Source organism: Eisenbergiella sp. OF01-20 (genome assembly GCF_003478085.1).
Classification (GTDB): domain Bacteria; phylum Bacillota; class Clostridia; order Lachnospirales; family Lachnospiraceae; genus Eisenbergiella.
Map to the genome: position 1 here is coordinate 24,090 of NZ_QUES01000022.1, position 15,425 is coordinate 39,514.

Annotated in this window: 9 protein-coding genes; 6 read left to right on the forward strand and 3 right to left on the reverse strand. The window is 52.3% G+C overall.

Annotation, left to right across the window (positions count from 1 at the left end; all coding sequences use genetic code 11):
• The first annotated feature begins 15 nt into the window (after positions 1-15).
• The 4 genes from DXA36_RS21370 to prfB all read left to right on the forward strand — a co-directional run bounded on the left by DXA36_RS21370 (position 16) and on the right by prfB (position 6,844).
• The gene (locus DXA36_RS21370) at positions 16-1,737 is read left to right on the forward strand and encodes an alpha-glycosidase (RefSeq protein ID WP_118681486.1); all 1,722 of its coding nucleotides are present in this window, start codon (positions 16-18) and stop codon (positions 1,735-1,737) included.
• 23 nt (positions 1,738-1,760) lie between these two features.
• Positions 1,761-2,786: a LacI family DNA-binding transcriptional regulator gene (locus DXA36_RS21375; protein ID WP_118681487.1), complete on the forward strand. Its 1,026-nt coding sequence runs from the start codon at positions 1,761-1,763 to the stop codon at positions 2,784-2,786.
• 308 nt (positions 2,787-3,094) lie between these two features.
• On the forward strand, positions 3,095-5,662 hold the full coding sequence (gene secA, locus DXA36_RS21380; protein ID WP_118681488.1) for a preprotein translocase subunit SecA: 2,568 nt from the start codon (positions 3,095-3,097) through the stop codon (positions 5,660-5,662).
• A gap of 56 nt (positions 5,663-5,718) precedes the next feature.
• Positions 5,719-6,844 (forward strand): peptide chain release factor 2 gene (prfB, locus tag DXA36_RS21385; protein WP_118681489.1). Its coding sequence is split into 2 segments (ribosomal slippage): positions 5,719-5,793 and positions 5,795-6,844, totalling 1,125 coding nucleotides; the frame shifts between segments, so codons are not numbered across the junction.
• Between the two features lie 91 nt (positions 6,845-6,935).
• On the opposite strand, the gene DXA36_RS21390 is transcribed toward prfB, so the two are convergent.
• The 3 genes from DXA36_RS21390 to DXA36_RS21400 all read right to left on the reverse strand — a co-directional run bounded on the left by DXA36_RS21390 (position 6,936) and on the right by DXA36_RS21400 (position 11,814).
• Complete coding sequence (locus DXA36_RS21390) at positions 6,936-8,735, reverse strand: ABC transporter ATP-binding protein (protein ID WP_118681490.1); 1,800 nt, start codon at positions 8,733-8,735, stop codon at positions 6,936-6,938.
• Positions 8,732-10,513, reverse strand: coding sequence for an ABC transporter ATP-binding protein (locus DXA36_RS21395; RefSeq protein WP_118681491.1), 1,782 nt, complete (start codon positions 10,511-10,513; stop codon positions 8,732-8,734). Before DXA36_RS21395 ends, DXA36_RS21390 begins: the two co-directional genes overlap by 4 nt.
• 350 nt (positions 10,514-10,863) lie before the next feature.
• Positions 10,864-11,814, reverse strand: a complete 951-nt coding sequence (locus tag DXA36_RS21400) for an AraC family transcriptional regulator (protein ID WP_118681492.1) — start codon at positions 11,812-11,814, stop codon at positions 10,864-10,866.
• 291 nt (positions 11,815-12,105) lie between these two features.
• On the opposite strand from DXA36_RS21400, the gene DXA36_RS21405 reads away from it, so the two are divergent.
• Entirely contained in the window at positions 12,106-13,560 is a 1,455-nt protein-coding gene (locus DXA36_RS21405) for a Sapep family Mn(2+)-dependent dipeptidase (protein ID WP_118681493.1), read from the forward strand.
• 72 nt (positions 13,561-13,632) lie between these two features.
• Positions 13,633-15,330 carry an extracellular solute-binding protein gene (locus tag DXA36_RS21410; protein ID WP_118681494.1) on the forward strand — a complete coding sequence of 566 codons (1,698 nt, stop codon included), beginning with the start codon at positions 13,633-13,635 and terminating at the stop codon, positions 15,328-15,330.
• The last annotated feature ends 95 nt before the right edge of the window (positions 15,331-15,425 follow it).

The following is a 15,425-nucleotide window of genomic DNA, read 5'->3' on the forward strand; positions in this document are numbered from 1 at the left end:
ACGATAGGATACGATATGAACAAAAAAGCTGTTTTGCATATACCCATGTCGCAGTACGCCTTTGCCCTGGATGAGGAGCGTATGGTTTTCCGGATCCGCACGGCACGGGGGGATTTGGATTCCTGCCGGCTGTATTACGGTGACCGTTCCTGCAGGCAGACACCGGTGCTGTTTGCTTCCCTCCCCATGGAAGCGGCGGCACGGGATGAGCTGTTTGATTATTACGAGGCGGAGCTGGTCAGCCCCTACAGACGGTTATGTTATTATTTTGAACTGACGGCGGGGGAGGAACGGGTTTTGTATTATGGGGATTTTTTTACCGATCATTGTGTGGAGGATCGTTCGGAATACTATCAGTTTCCCTATATGCACCGGGCGGATCTGGTCAGCCCTCCCGGCTGGGCACAGGATGCGGTGATTTATAATGTTTTTCCCGACAGCTTTGCCACCGGGGAAGGCTATATCAGCGGACGGGAGAGCCAGAAGGAATTCCGGGGCAAGACGGTGCGGGGAAAACGGGGAGGCACTCTGCGGGGGATAACGGAAAATCTGGGGTATCTGGAGGAACTGGGGATTAACACGCTGTATATGAATCCGATCTTTGCAGCGGGGGAATATCATAAGTATGATCTGCTTGACTATTTCCATGTGGATCCGTGCTTTGGTACGGATGCGGATTTCCGTGAGCTGGTGGATACGTGCCATGAAAAGGGAATGCGGGTTATTATAGACGGGGTGTTCAATCACTGCGGCTGGCAGTGGGACAAATTCGAGGATGTGGTGGAAAAAGGACAGGCTTCCCCGTATAAAGACTGGTTCTACCGGCTGGAATTCCCGGTGGAACGGCCGGAGGATCCGCAGGCCTATCCGGGGTATGAATGCTTTGGTTATGAACGGCTGATGCCCAAGCTGGCTACCGATCGGGAGGAGACGGCGGAATATTTCTGCGGCGTCTGCCGGTACTGGCTGGAGGAATTCCGCATTGACGGCTGGCGGCTGGATGTGGCAAGTGAAGTGAATGATGATTTCTGGCGCCGGTTTTACCGGACGGCAAAAAGTGTAAATCCGGAGGCGGTTCTGATCGGAGAGGTATGGGAGAGCGCGGGACACTGGCTGGACGGGAAACTGTTTGATTCCACGATGAATTATGATTTCCGCAAACACTGCCGCCGGTTCTTCGCTTCCGGCAGCATAGATGCCGCCGCCTTTGACGGACGGGTTACCCATATGCGGATGCGCTACAGGCGGCAGAGTGTTTACGCCCAGCTGAATCTCCTGGACAGCCACGATGTGAGCCGGTTTCTCTCCTTGTGCGGCGGGGATCGGGAAGCGTATGAGCTGGCCGTGCTTTTTCTCATGACGTTTCCGGGCATGCCGTGCCTATTTTACGGGGATGAGCTGGGAGCGGAGGGCGTCCGGGAGGATGCATACAGACAGGCCATGCCCTGGGGGAAGGCGGATCCGCTTCTGGCCTTTTACCGGACGGCAATCCGTCTGCGGAAGGAGATAAAGGCTCTGCGGCGCGGGACATTCCGCACGGTCAGCGCGCAGGAAGGGAGCCGGCTGTACGTGTATGAAAGAAGTCTTCCCGGGGAAAGGGTGCTGGTGGCACTGAACCGAGAGGAAACCCCTGCGGCGCTCCTGCCGGAATGGCTGGAAGGACGCGTGCTGTGGCAGCACAAGCTCCGGAAAGATGAGCTGGGCGGCAAAGGTTTTGCCGTTGTGAAAGCGTATTAAAAAAGAAGGTTGAGGAAAAGCATATGTCGGTGACAATCAGGGACGTGGCGAAGGCCGCCCAGACCTCGGCGGCTACGGTTTCCAAGGTGATGAACGGTTCCGGTTCCATTTCGCAGGCGACCATAGACAGGGTGGAGCAGGCGATGCGGGATTTGGGATACCATCCCAACGCCAGGGCGCGCAATTTCGCCAGGCAGACGAACAAAACGGTATTGTTTTTGACAACACTGGGGAAGGATGCGGGTTTTACCAATCCTCATATGTTTGAAATCATGGCGGGTATGGAAGAGGCCCTGTCCAAAAAGGGCTATTTGCTCTGTGTAAAAAGCATTGCGGCCGAGGATGCCTGTCCCTTTGTGGAACACATCTTTGATTCCGGGGAAGCGGACGGCGTGGTGCTGCATGCCTCCGTTATTTCACCGGCAATGGACGAGCTGGTTTCTGCGAAAGAGATCCCCCATATTGTGATCGGCATCCCGGACTTTCCCAGCCATTTGAGCTGGATAGATATCGATAACCGGCTGGGCGGCGAGCTGGCGGCCCGCCATCTGCTGCAGTGCGGTTACTGTTCCCTTGCTTTCTTAGGCGGAAGGCAGGAGGACCGTATCAGCGGCCACCGTCTGGAAGGGGTCCTTTCCGTGTTGAACGAGCACGACGTACTGATCCCCGGAGGCTATCTGCGCCGGGGGACATCCGACTGTGACAGCGGATATGCCATGACGGAGGAGCTGCTTTCACAGAAGGAGCGCCCGGATGCCATTATCTGCGCCAATAATTACATCGCCTACGGCTGCGTCATGGCGCTGCAAGAGCACGGGACGGCGATCCCGGAGGAGATCGGCGTCATTACCTTTGACGAGTATCCCCTGTCCCGTATTTTAAAACCCATGCTTACGGTCGTTGACATTGATGTGTTCGATATGGGATACCAGACAGGAAAATGTATATTGTCCAAAATCAGAAAGCCCAATCTGACAGTTCGCTATTACAGCACGCTGCCTTCCGTACTGGAACGGGAATCCACCAGGAAAAAAGGGTTGCCCCGGTAAGCCGCATTCCTTCCGTACTTATGATTACAAAATTTACAGACTTTTCATAGTTTATCTATGGATTTTTTTTGTGAAAAGTCATATAACAATAATGATGTATGGAAATGGCGGCCGGCGGAAGGGTATTTTTCCGGGATTGGCTGCAAAAAACAGGCTAAGGTTTTGCCGGAAAGCAGATAAAAGTTGAACAAAGAGCGCTTTTCTGCTATTATAAGGGGTAGTGCATGTCCGGCCTGTGCCGTAAATGGCAGGAAAACAGGCTGTGACAGGTTATTTTTGTCGGACAAAACGATTGGAGCAAATACAAAATGAATGTAATTCAAAAAGTTTTCGGCACGCACAGTGAGAGGGAACTGAAGCGCATCATGCCTATCGTGGACAAGATTGAGTCCATGAGACCTGCCATGATGGAGCTTTCCGATGAACAGCTTAAGGATAAGACGAAGGAATACAAGAAGCGTCTTTCCGATGGGGAAACGCTGGACGATTTGCTTCCGGAGGCGTATGCCACGGTACGTGAAGCGGCCAGGAGGGTACTGAATATGGAACCCTTCCCCGTACAGCTGGTAGGCGGTATTATCCTGCATCAGGGACGTATCGCTGAAATGAAAACCGGTGAAGGCAAGACGCTGGTATCCACGCTTCCCGCGTATCTGAACGCCCTGGAGGGCAAAGGGGTGCACGTGGTTACGGTCAATGATTACCTGGCCGCCAGAGATGCCGCCTGGATGGGCGCTGTGCATGAGTTTTTGGGCCTGGAGGTAGGTGTGGTTTTAAACAGCCTGAAGTCTGAGGAAAGACGGGCTGAATATGCCAAGGATATTACCTATGTTACCAACAATGAGCTGGGCTTCGATTACTTAAGGGATAACATGGTCATTTACAAGGAGCAGCTGGTGCTTCGTGATCTGCATTATGCCATCATCGATGAGGTTGACTCCGTCCTGATTGACGAGGCGCGTACGCCTCTGATCATTTCGGGGCAGAGCGGGAAGTCCACGAAGCTTTACGAAGCCTGCGATATCCTTGCCAAACAGATGGAACGGGGCGCGGATATGGAAGACCTGTCCAAGCTGGATGCCATCATGGGTGTGGAGCAGGAGGAAAGCGGCGACTTTGTTGTAAATGAAAAGGATAAGGTGGTTAACCTTACGGAGCAGGGTGTTGCCAAGGTGGAACGGTTTTTCCAGATCGAGAACCTTGCGGATCCGGAAAATCTGGAAATCCAGCATAACATCATCCTGGCTTTGCGTGCCAATAACCTGATGGCCCGCGACAAGGATTATGTGGTAAAGGATGATCAGGTTCTGATAGTCGATGAGTTTACGGGCCGTATCATGCCGGGACGCCGTTATTCCGACGGTCTGCATCAGGCGATTGAGGCGAAGGAGCATGTGCAGGTGAAGCGGGAAAGCAAGACGCTGGCTACCATCACCTTCCAGAACTTCTTTAATAAGTTTGAGAAAAAGTCGGGTATGACGGGTACCGCCCTTACCGAAGAAAAGGAATTCCGTGACATTTACGGGATGGATGTCATTGAAATTCCCACCAACAAACCGATTCAGAGACTCGATCAGCAGGATGCGGTGTATAAGACCAGGAAAGAGAAGCTGCATGCGATTGTGGAGGCGGTGGAGGCATCCCATGCCAAGGGGCAGCCGGTACTGGTTGGTACGATTACCATCGAGGCTTCCGAAGAACTGAGCGGGCTTCTTAAAAAGAAGGGAATTCCCCACAAGGTACTGAACGCCAAGTTCCATGAGCTGGAAGCGGAAATCGTTGCGGATGCCGGTGTACACGGGGCCGTAACCATTGCCACGAACATGGCCGGCCGTGGTACCGATATCAAGCTGGATGATGCCGCGAAGGGCGCGGGCGGACTGAAGATCATCGGTACCGAAAGGCATGAATCCAGGCGTATTGATAACCAGCTGCGCGGCCGTTCCGGACGTCAGGGGGATCCCGGGGAATCCAAGTTCTATATTTCCCTGGAGGATGATCTGATGAGGCTGTTCGGTTCCGAGCGTCTGATCAATATGTTCAACACCATGGGTGTCCCGGAAAATCAGGAAATTGAGCATAAGATGCTGAGTAACGCCATTGAAACGGCGCAGAAGAAGATTGAGAGCAACAACTTCGGTATCAGAAAGAACCTGCTGGAATACGATCAGGTTATGAATGAGCAGCGTGAAATCATTTATGCGGAGAGACGCCGTGTCCTGGATGGGGAAAGCATGCGGGATGTGATCTACAAGATGATTACGGATATTGTGGACAATACGGTGGACATGGTAATCGGGGAAGATGCGGATGTGGAGGACTGGAACTTCAAGGAACTGAATTCCCTTCTGCTTCCTATTATACCGTTGGTTCCGATAACGAAGGATCGGGTGAACAAGCCTAAGAGAAACAGTCTGAAACAGCAGCTTAAGGAAGAGGCTGTGAAGCTGTATGAGAGCAAGGAGGCGGAGTTCCCGGAGCCGGAGGCAATCCGTGAGCTGGAACGTGTTATCCTGCTGAAGGTGATTGATAATAAGTGGATGGCCCATATCGACGATATGGATCAGCTGCGTCAGGGAATCGGTTTACAGGCTTATGCCCAGAGGGATCCTCTGGTTGAGTATAAGATGAGCGGTTATGAGATGTTTGACAGCATGACCGACAGTATCAGGGAGGATACGATCCGTCTGCTGTTCCATGTGAGAGTGGAGCAGAAGGTGGAGAGGGAGCAGGTTGCCAAGGTGACCGGCACCAATAAGGATGATTCCGGCCCGAAAGCTCCGGTGAAGAGAGGCTCGGCTAAGGTATATCCGAATGATCCCTGCCCCTGCGGAAGCGGGAAGAAGTACAAGAATTGTTGCGGAAGGAATAAGTAACATTCCTTGGAATAAGTAACATTCCTATATTAAAATTGTAAAGGTGGTGTTCGGCATTGGTTTTATTAGATCAGATGAAACAGGAATTACAGGCTTACAAAACTCCATTGGCGGAAGTGAGGGATTCACTTTAACTTAGCAGAAAAGTTGAAGCGGATCGAAGAGCTGGAGCGCGAGATGGAGGCTCCCGGATTTTGGGATAATCCGGAGTATTCCAACAAGAAAATGAAAGAATTGAAGAACCTGAAGGATACGGTGGAACAGATAGAGCATCTCGGAACCCAGTATGAGGATATTGAAACACTCATCGAAATGGGGAATGAAGAAAATGATGAATCTATGGCGGAGGAAATCCGTTCGGAGCTGGATTCCTTTACGGATGAACTGGAAACGCTGCGTATCAGCACGCTGCTTACAGGGGAGTACGACAAAAATGGTGCTATCCTTAAGCTGAATGCGGGCGCGGGCGGAACGGAAAGCTGTGACTGGTGCAGCATGCTGTACCGTATGTATACCAGATGGGCGGAGCGTAAGGGCTTTGGCCTGGAGGTGCTGGATTATCTGGACGGGGATGAGGCGGGTATCAAATCCGTTACCTTCCAGGTAAACGGGGAAAACGCCTATGGTTACCTGAAGTCGGAAAAAGGGGTGCACCGTCTGGTGCGTATCTCCCCCTTCAACGCACAGGGAAAACGCCAGACTTCCTTCGTGTCCCTGGATGTTATGCCGGATATCGAAGAAGAGCTGGATATTGAAATCAACGAAGAGGATCTTCGTATTGATACCTACCGAAGCAGCGGCGCGGGCGGACAGCATATCAACAAAACGTCCTCCGCAATCCGCATTACCCATCTTCCTACGGGAATTGTCGTGCAGTGCCAGAATGAGCGCTCCCAGTTCCAGAATAAGGATAAGGCCATGCAGATGCTGAAGGCCAAGCTGTATATGCTTAAGCAGGAAGAAAATGCCCAGAAGCTTTCGGGTATCCGGGGCGAGGTAAAGGAAATCGGCTGGGGCAACCAGATCCGTTCCTATGTATTCCAGCCCTATACCATGGTAAAAGATCACAGGACCAACCATGAAACCGGCAATGTGGACGCGGTAATGGACGGCGCGCTGGATCCCTTTATCAATGCTTATCTGAAATGGATCAGCACAGGTAAAACAGCGGGGGATGAATAAAAAAGAAAGGCCATTGCATCCCGGGAGGAATCCTGGAAATGCAATGGCTTTTTTGATTTCCTAAGATACAGGGACGGCAGATAGTCACAGTTTACACAGATTCCTTTTCCTCCTGCCTTTCATACCACTGGGCCTGTTTCTCCCACATTTCTGCATATTTCCCCTTGCGGGACATTAACTCTTCGTGCGTCCCGATGTCGGCGATCCTCCCGCCGTCCATAACCACAATGCGATCCGCCAGCCTGGCGGATCCGATGCGGTGGGTTACCACCACTGCGCATTTTCCCCGGGCCAATTGTTCGAACTGCTTGTAAATCTTTGTTTCTTCTATGGGATCGATGGCGGACGTGGGTTCATCCAATACGATAAAGCCATTCACCCGGTACAGCCCTCTGGCGATGGCGGCACGCTGCCATTGCCCTCCCGATAAATCAACCCCTCCAAATTCCGGGGAAAGCATGTCGTCAAGCTTCCTTCCGCCCATCTCAAAACCGGCCTCGGACAGTACGGAACGGATTCGTGTTGGATCCGCTCCGGCTGAAACATCACTGATAGCCACATTTTCCTGAAGAGTCATCTTATACCGCTGGTATTTTTGGAAAACCCCCGATACCCCCTGATAAACGCCGGGAGCGGAAGCGGCTGCCGTATCCAGGCCGCCAAGGAGTACCTTCCCTTCCGAAGGGCGGTAAATCCCGGTAAGCAAGCGTACAAGCGTGCTTTTCCCGGCCCCGTTTTCCCCCACCACGGCAAGCGTTTCTCCGGGGGCGATCTCCAGGGATACCTTTGAAATAGCCGGCTTATCCCTGCCGGGGTATGTAAAGCTGATATCTTTTGCCGTGACCCCTTTGGTGAAATCCGGGATACCCTGCGTTTCGGTACGCTCCGGCATAGCAAGCAGCCGTATGAAATTCACGACCTTTCCCATATCCCTGTTCATGTTGCCGATATGCTGCCTGACAATTTCCTGCATAATGCCGAATATCTGCCCCAGTGCCGCGAAAACGGCGGCGAACATGCCTATGGTAATCTCTCCCGCCATCGTGGCGCGAAACAACATATAGGAAGAAAGCGCCATCCCCGCAAAGGAGGAGAAATCCAGCAAAAGCTGCAGCAGTGCCGTTTTACGTTCTGCTTTCCATATTTTACCGGTGAGCAGCATCAGGGTTTCCTCAAAGCGCTGATAAAAAAAAGTAAAAGCGCCCAGAATACGGGTTTCCTTGAAATATTCCCGATCGCAAATGGTTTTCTGGTAATAGGAAGACTCCCGACGGAGGGGAGCGCTCTGTTCTTCCAGCTTTGTAAATACTTTTATATTGACGGTCTGGGCAGCCATGGCGGGGAGAAAAGCCAGAAGCAATGTCAGGATCAGCACAGGCTTCAGCCGGAACAGATAGGCCCCTATCGACACAAAATAAACGCCGTAAAAGCTGACACAGACAAACACGATCATACAGAACATGGTGATGGCCCGGACGCCTTCTTTCGCTTTGTTAAGATCGTCCAGAAAACCGGTATCCTCAAAGTACACAGGATCGATACGTCCCAGCTTCTGATGAATCAATGCGGTCAGCCTTCCGGCCGATTTCGGAAGCAGCACACCGATTCCGTGGAAATTCTGGACGCCATTGATAATCTGCTGTCCGAACGTAAAGGCGGCTAAGATTAGAAGAGGAGACAGGCAGTCCCAAAAATCCGCTTTTCCCGCGGCGGCCCCGGAAATGGCATCAAACAGCTTCTGCGTTGCCGCCACAGTCAGGGTGAAAGACAGGCCGTTCATAATTCCCAGGGTATTTTCAAGGAGACAGTTCCATGGCGCAGACTTAAACTGTATGGGGATAATCCGCAGTATGACTTTTAGCAGACTGTACTTTTTCGTTTCCGTATTCATTGATACCACTCCCTCTGCGTCTCAAACATATCGGCATACTGTCCCTTTCGGGCCATCAGCGTTTCATGGGTACCCCGTTCTGCAATCCTGCCGCCATCGATTACCAGTATTTCATCCGCCAGCTTGGTCGATCCCAGACGGTGGCTGATAAACACCGTTGTTTTTCCTTCCATCAGCTTCTCAAATTCGCTGTACAACCGGCTTTCGCTGATGGGATCCAGGGCGGATGTCGGTTCATCTAGGATCCTTACAGGCGCCTGACTGATCAGTGACCGGGCAATCGCAACACGCTGCCATTGCCCTCCTGAAAGATCCTGCCCGCCCGGCAGGATCTTGCCCAGCGGCGTGAGGATCCCATTCTTCAGCCTGCCGATGGTTTCATCCAGTCCGGCTAAATGGGCCGCTTCTTTCTCGTTTCCTTTGGCATGTAGATTGCCAAGTGATATGTTGTCTTTCATTCCTATATAATATCTGGCGAAATCCTGGTATACCACAGAAAACATCGCCTTGACGGTGCTGGCAGGATAGGTTCTCAGTTCCCTGCCGTTTACCAGGATCTCTCCTTCATATTCCGTATATAAGCCGGTTAACAGCTTGGTGATCGTGGTCTTGCCGGCTCCGTTTTTACCAACGAAGGCATAGTGCCGTCCCGCTTCCAGCGTAAAAGACAGCCCGTCCAGAATATATTTGTCTCCATTCGGGTACCGGAAACGTACCTTACAAAATTCCAACCGTTCTATGGCTGTCGGTTTTGCATCCGGTTCCGTCAGGGCATCTCCGGCATCGCTCAGTGCAGCAAACGCACTCAAATCCTTCATAAATTCGCCCGCCCGCGATATATTCTCCAGAGAGCGTGACATCTGAAAACCCAGCTTCTGAATCATACCAAACACGGCGCTGATAATACCCATAAACATACCTGCCGTCATCTGTCCCTGTATGACCGGCCCGATCAGGGTAAGCGCCACCAGCAGCGAAATCAGTGCCAGAACCAGGCTGGACCCCTTGGTGATCAGGAACATTTTCGCCGTAACCTTCACCTGCATTTTTCTGCCTGCCTCGTACTGCTCCTGCCATTGCCGGTTGACCGCATCACTGTAGTCAAATAAAGTGCGCTCGTCCACATTATCCCGTCCGGTTAACACTTCCCCCAGATAATCCGTGCGGCGGTTGAATTTCTCCGCTTCCCGTTCCGCCTGGTAGTTCTTTTTTCCCGCGCGCATGGATAACCAGAACATGGGAACCGAAAATGCCAGGATGATCACCGCCGCCCACCAGACCTGTGTCACAATTAAAAGGAAAACCGAGGAAACGGATACCATGATCTGCAGAAACTGTATAAAAGCATCCGCCCCATCCATAATGGATTTCACCGGATCCCTGGATACACGCGATATTAATTCCCAGCTTTCCGCGTTCTCTATATGTTTATAATCAAAGGCCGCATAAATCCTGACGAGTGAAGGCTTGATTTCCCGTTCCAGCCTTACTCGGATCCGCGAACCCGCCAACCGTGCCAACGCACCCACAGTACCGGCCACCCCCAGCGTAAGCATCAACAAAACCAACGGCAGATAAATATCCCCCTGCGGCCGTAAATGGGTAAGGATTTCCGCAGCCGTATCCACAAAACCCGCCGTAGCCATGGCCATAACCGCCGTCTGCATGACGGACTGCGTAACGGACAAAACAAAATAAAGCACCATACAGACCGGCGATGCCTTCAAAGCCAACGACAATACCTCATATGACTGATATCTTTTATTTTTGATTATCATGTTCGCGCCCTCATCTCTGGCTGATTTTTGTAGTATATATAAATCCTGTCATGCACTCCCATTTTATAGCACCCATCTATGAAAAGGCTATTTTCCGGTTCTGAGGAGTGCGTCCTTTCCTTTGCCACCCTGCTGCCCGCAGAGCGATGTCCCCGGGACGGAAAAGGAATGTTCACCAGATCCTTTCAGGCCATGGAGATGAGACCGGTCAAGTGCGTCAGCCTCATCTGACACACTTGACGCCTTCGGGCTCATCGGAATGTCCGGCCTGATGGACTGGCGAATATCCTTTTCCGTCCCGGGGACATCGCTCTGCGGGCAGCAGGGTGGCAAAGGAAAGGACGCACTCCTCAGAACTGGAAAATATGTCTGGTACTGTTATCCTCATAGGATCGCACTTCATGCTCCGGCCTCTCGGACAGATGCTCCTTTTTCCACCCGGAAGGAGACAAATGCATGTACTGCAGAAACTGTCTGTTGAAGCTGGACAGGCTGCTATAGCCCACTTCCCGGGCAATGCAGTTGACAGGCAGCCGGTTCAGGTGAATCAGGTGGCAGGCCTGCTGGATGCGGTAATGCTGCAGATATTCCAAAGGACTGATCCCCACCATGCTTTTGAACAGCCGGCGCAGGTGGCTTTCACTGATACAGCAGTGGGCGGCCAGGCTGCGTACGGAAAACGGTTCGTTATAGTGGGCGTATATGTAGGTAAGGGCGGTGCGGATATAGGAATAGCCATCCTCCGATTCCGCGGTATGGGAAGCCGAGGCCGCCAGTGTGATGCGGTTGATTTCCGAAAAGAGGGAAAAAAGAAGACCGTGCACAGCCTGTTGGTAGAGAGGCTGTTTTTCATGGAATTCCTGAAAAATACGGGTCAGGTAATAATGAAGCAGGGGAAAAGCGCCCTCCCGGATGATCACGGGTATTTCCTGGAGCATATAGAAAACCTGCCAGATATCGGCCCCGCAGTCCGCCGCGGATTCCAGAAAATGCCGGGGTTCAATATAGAGATACTCCCACTGGCTTTCCTGCGTGCCGCAGACCGCCATATGGGGAACCTGGGGAAAAAGGATGCTGAAGGCTCCCGTTTCGTAAGGAGAGGAGGTCTGTCCGTTCAGAAACAGCCGCCCGTTTCCCCGGATACAGTGCCCGATTTCCAGGCCGTTATGGAAATGCAGATATGCCGGGGAGTCCACGGATATCGTCCAGTTTTCACCAAGAAAGGCGAGAACCGGAAAACGGGCAGGAAAATCGTAGGGACGGTAGCGGAGGGGAAACCGTTGGAATGATTGTTTCTGCATAGTTTTTATCTCCTTAATGATAGGAAGCCGGTGCTTTGTATAATTATAATAACAGTAAATCAATCAGCGAACAAAAATGTAATAAAGTGCATAAGAAATCGATAATTCCGGGATGCCGTAACCCCCTTTTCCTAAAAAATTATAACGGAAAGAAGGGGAAAAGTAAAGGAATACCGACAAATATGGGGAGACAGAACAGTAGTCAAACGTAATGGTGCCCTGTGGGTTTTCCCAAAAAGTGGGGAATGGTATCAAACCGGTAGGGAGTTGGTTTTTGAGGAGAGGGAAGAAATGATAAGGGATGGTATTTTACAGGAAGGAAAAGCTGATCTGCCGGCAATCCGGCAGTGGATAGATAACAGGATGCCGGATATCGTAAGGGATCTGACGCGTATCTGCCGGATCCGGAGTGTGGCGGAGGCGGAAGCTTCCCAATACCCGCCCTTTGGAAAAGGATGCCGGGATGTTCTGGAAGAAATGCTTCACATCGGGGAGGAAAACGGTTTTTTGGTCCAAAACTTTGACAACTATGTGGGGAAAATATCCTATGCCGCTTCCCCGCAAGCGGATACGATAGGTATCTGGGCGCATCTGGATGTAGTGGAGGAAGGGGAAGGCTGGGAGTATGAGCCTTATGATCCGGTGGTAAAGGACGGCTATTTTATCGCCAGGGGCTGCCAGGACAATAAAAGCTCCGCTATTTTAGGGCTTTATGTCCTCAAATATATGAAGGAACATCATATCAGCCTGTCCCATGGCCTGGAGCTGTATCTGGGGACCTGTGAGGAGCAGGGGATGTACGATTTGGATTATTATGTCGCTCACTATCGCCTCCCGGCGCTGTCCCTTGTACCAGACAGCGGTTTTCCGGTCTGCTGCGGGGAGAGAGGTTCCTTCAATGCGGAATTGATATCCCGCCGGGAATGCGGAAAAGAGCTTTTGGAGGTTTCCTGCGACTGCGGGCTGTATACCATACCGGATCAGGCCCGGGCGGTACTTGCCTACAGCGGGGAACGCTGGGAAAAAGCCTCCCGCCTCAGCGCGCCGGTCACCGCTGAGAGGGTGGGGGAAACCATACGGATTATAGCACATGGCGTCCGGGCCCACGCATCCCGGCCGGCGGACGGAGTGAATGCGCTGACCCTGCTGGCGCAGGCCCTCTGCACGCAGGAACTGATAGACGGGGAAAACAGGGAATTGTTCGGGATCATTCCCGCTATTAACCAGGACAATACAGGACAGGCCCTGGACGTATTCTGCGAGGATGCGCTGTCCGGCCCGATTTGCCTGACGGCGACACAGCTTCGTATGCAGGAAGGGCGGCTGGTCATCGGATTCATGTCCAAATATCCGGTAACCTGCAGTGATTTCCCATTTGCAAAACGGGCGGAAAAAGCGGCACAGCGCCGGGGGTTTGAGATAAAGATAACCCGCCTTGCCAAAGCCAGCTATTTTGACCCGGAGCACCCGGTGGCCCGGACGCTCACCCAAACCTGCCGGGAGATTCTGGAAAATGAGGACGGCCCGTTTGTCATGAGCGGCGGTACCTATGCCCGAAAGCTTACCAACGCCTTTGCTTTCGGCACGGGAATGAAGCTTCCCCCGCCGCCGGAAGGGCTGTTCCGGCCGGGGCACGGCGATTACCATCAGCCGGATGAAAGCATCCCGCTTCTCAGGATACGCAGGGCGCTGGAGGTATATATCTGCGGAATCCTGCGGATTGACAGGCTGGATATAAAACCCTGAACAGGCAGTATCACGTGGATACCCATGTGTTGTAGCATATGAGAAACATATGACAGAAAGGATGAAGAGGTTATGAGAAAGGGAAGAAAAACAAGCACAGTACTTACGGCGGCCATTCTGGCGGCGTCAGTCATACTGGGAGGCTGCGGCGGCGCAGCGTCGGAGACAGCGCAGGGCGGCACCGCCGCCCAGGATGCGTCTGCCGCCCAGGGGACGGATGCAGGGACGGAGACGGCTGCGGAGACGGGAAGTGCCAAAATAGCAGATGGGGATGTTACCCTGACTGTTTTCTGTGATTTCCAGACGGCGGCACGGGCATATTATTCCGACTTGGGGGAAAACCCGGTGGTGCAGAAGATTTCCGAGGATACGGGATTGCAATTTGAATTTATCCACGCGCCCGTAGGGGATGACGGTTCTTATTTCCAGCAGCTGCTGGCATCCGGGGATTTGCCGGATCTGATGTATACCAACCTGTTCCAGACAACCTATCCCGGCGGCGTGGAGGGAGCCATTGCGGACGGCGTGCTCCTGAACGTAACCGATTTGGTGGAACAGTATGCGGTTAATTTTAATGCACTCTGCGAAGAAAGCGGGGATCCGGACGTACAGAAAAAGATCCGGGGCGACGAAGGCAACATTATCAAATTCGGTACCACATGGCTTCCCCCCACCGATAACAACAAGGTATTCAACGGCCTTATAGTCAGACAGGACTGGCTGGACAAGTACAATCTGGAGGCTCCGGTCACCCTGGAGGATTATACCAATGTACTGCGCACCTTTAAAGAGAACGGCGTGCAGATCCCCCTGGCCCTCTGCGAATTCAACCAGGCACAGTTTTATGCCAACAACCCCATTTCCTCCGCGTTTGATGTTTCCATCAAGGATTTCGATCTGGATGAGGAGGGACAGGTACACTATAGCAGGACCCAGGACGGCTACAAGGAATTCCTGAAGGTGCTGAACCAGTGGGCGGAGGAAGGTCTCATCGATACCGACTTCGTTTCCCGTACCATCGACGATTCCCTGAAGCTGTTCCAGAACGGTACGGCAGGCATGTGTTTTGCCCATACCTATAATGTGAAACAGTCCGTAACCGCCGGCGCAGCCGTGGATCCGGAATTTAAACTGACCTCCTGTGTGCTGCCCAGGGTGAATGCGGAGGATACCACCCATATGTCCAAAATTACAAGTTCCATCAATTCTTATTCCTGGCAGGTTTCCGCAGCCAGCAAGCATGCGGAGGAGGCAGTGAAATTTGTGGACTATCTGATGGATCCCGAGGTGATGCTTCTCACCGCCTGGGGTACCAATGAAGGCGAAGAAAAGACCTATACGGAAAATGCGGACGGAACCAGGGAATTTACCGATTTTGTCAGCAATAACCCGGACGGCCTGGACTATGATACGGTAAGATCCCTTTATATGTGCGCGCCCTTCCAGATCAAATATGATGAAACCATGGAAGCTGCCCAGTATGCGCTGGAGGAATGCCACCAGTCCTGGGATGCATGGGGCATGCAGAACGATGATAAGCATACGCTTCCCGGCTACCTGACGCTTACGACGGAAGAATCCAAGGAGCTGACACAGATCAAAACCAAGCTTGCCAACTACTCGGATGAAATGGTATACCGTTTTATCTTCGGAGAGGAGGATCTGGAAAGCGGCTGGGACGGCTTTGTGGCACAGCTGAAGGAACTGGGCAGCGAACGGGGCGAAGAAATCAATGAAGCAGCATATGCAAGATATGAAGCCCGTGAATAGAAAGATATAACCCCCATAAAGAAATACAGGAGAAAGGCTGGCGGGAGAAAAGCCGGCCTTTTTCCATAAAAAGCCGCGGGCATCCGCAGAGAGGA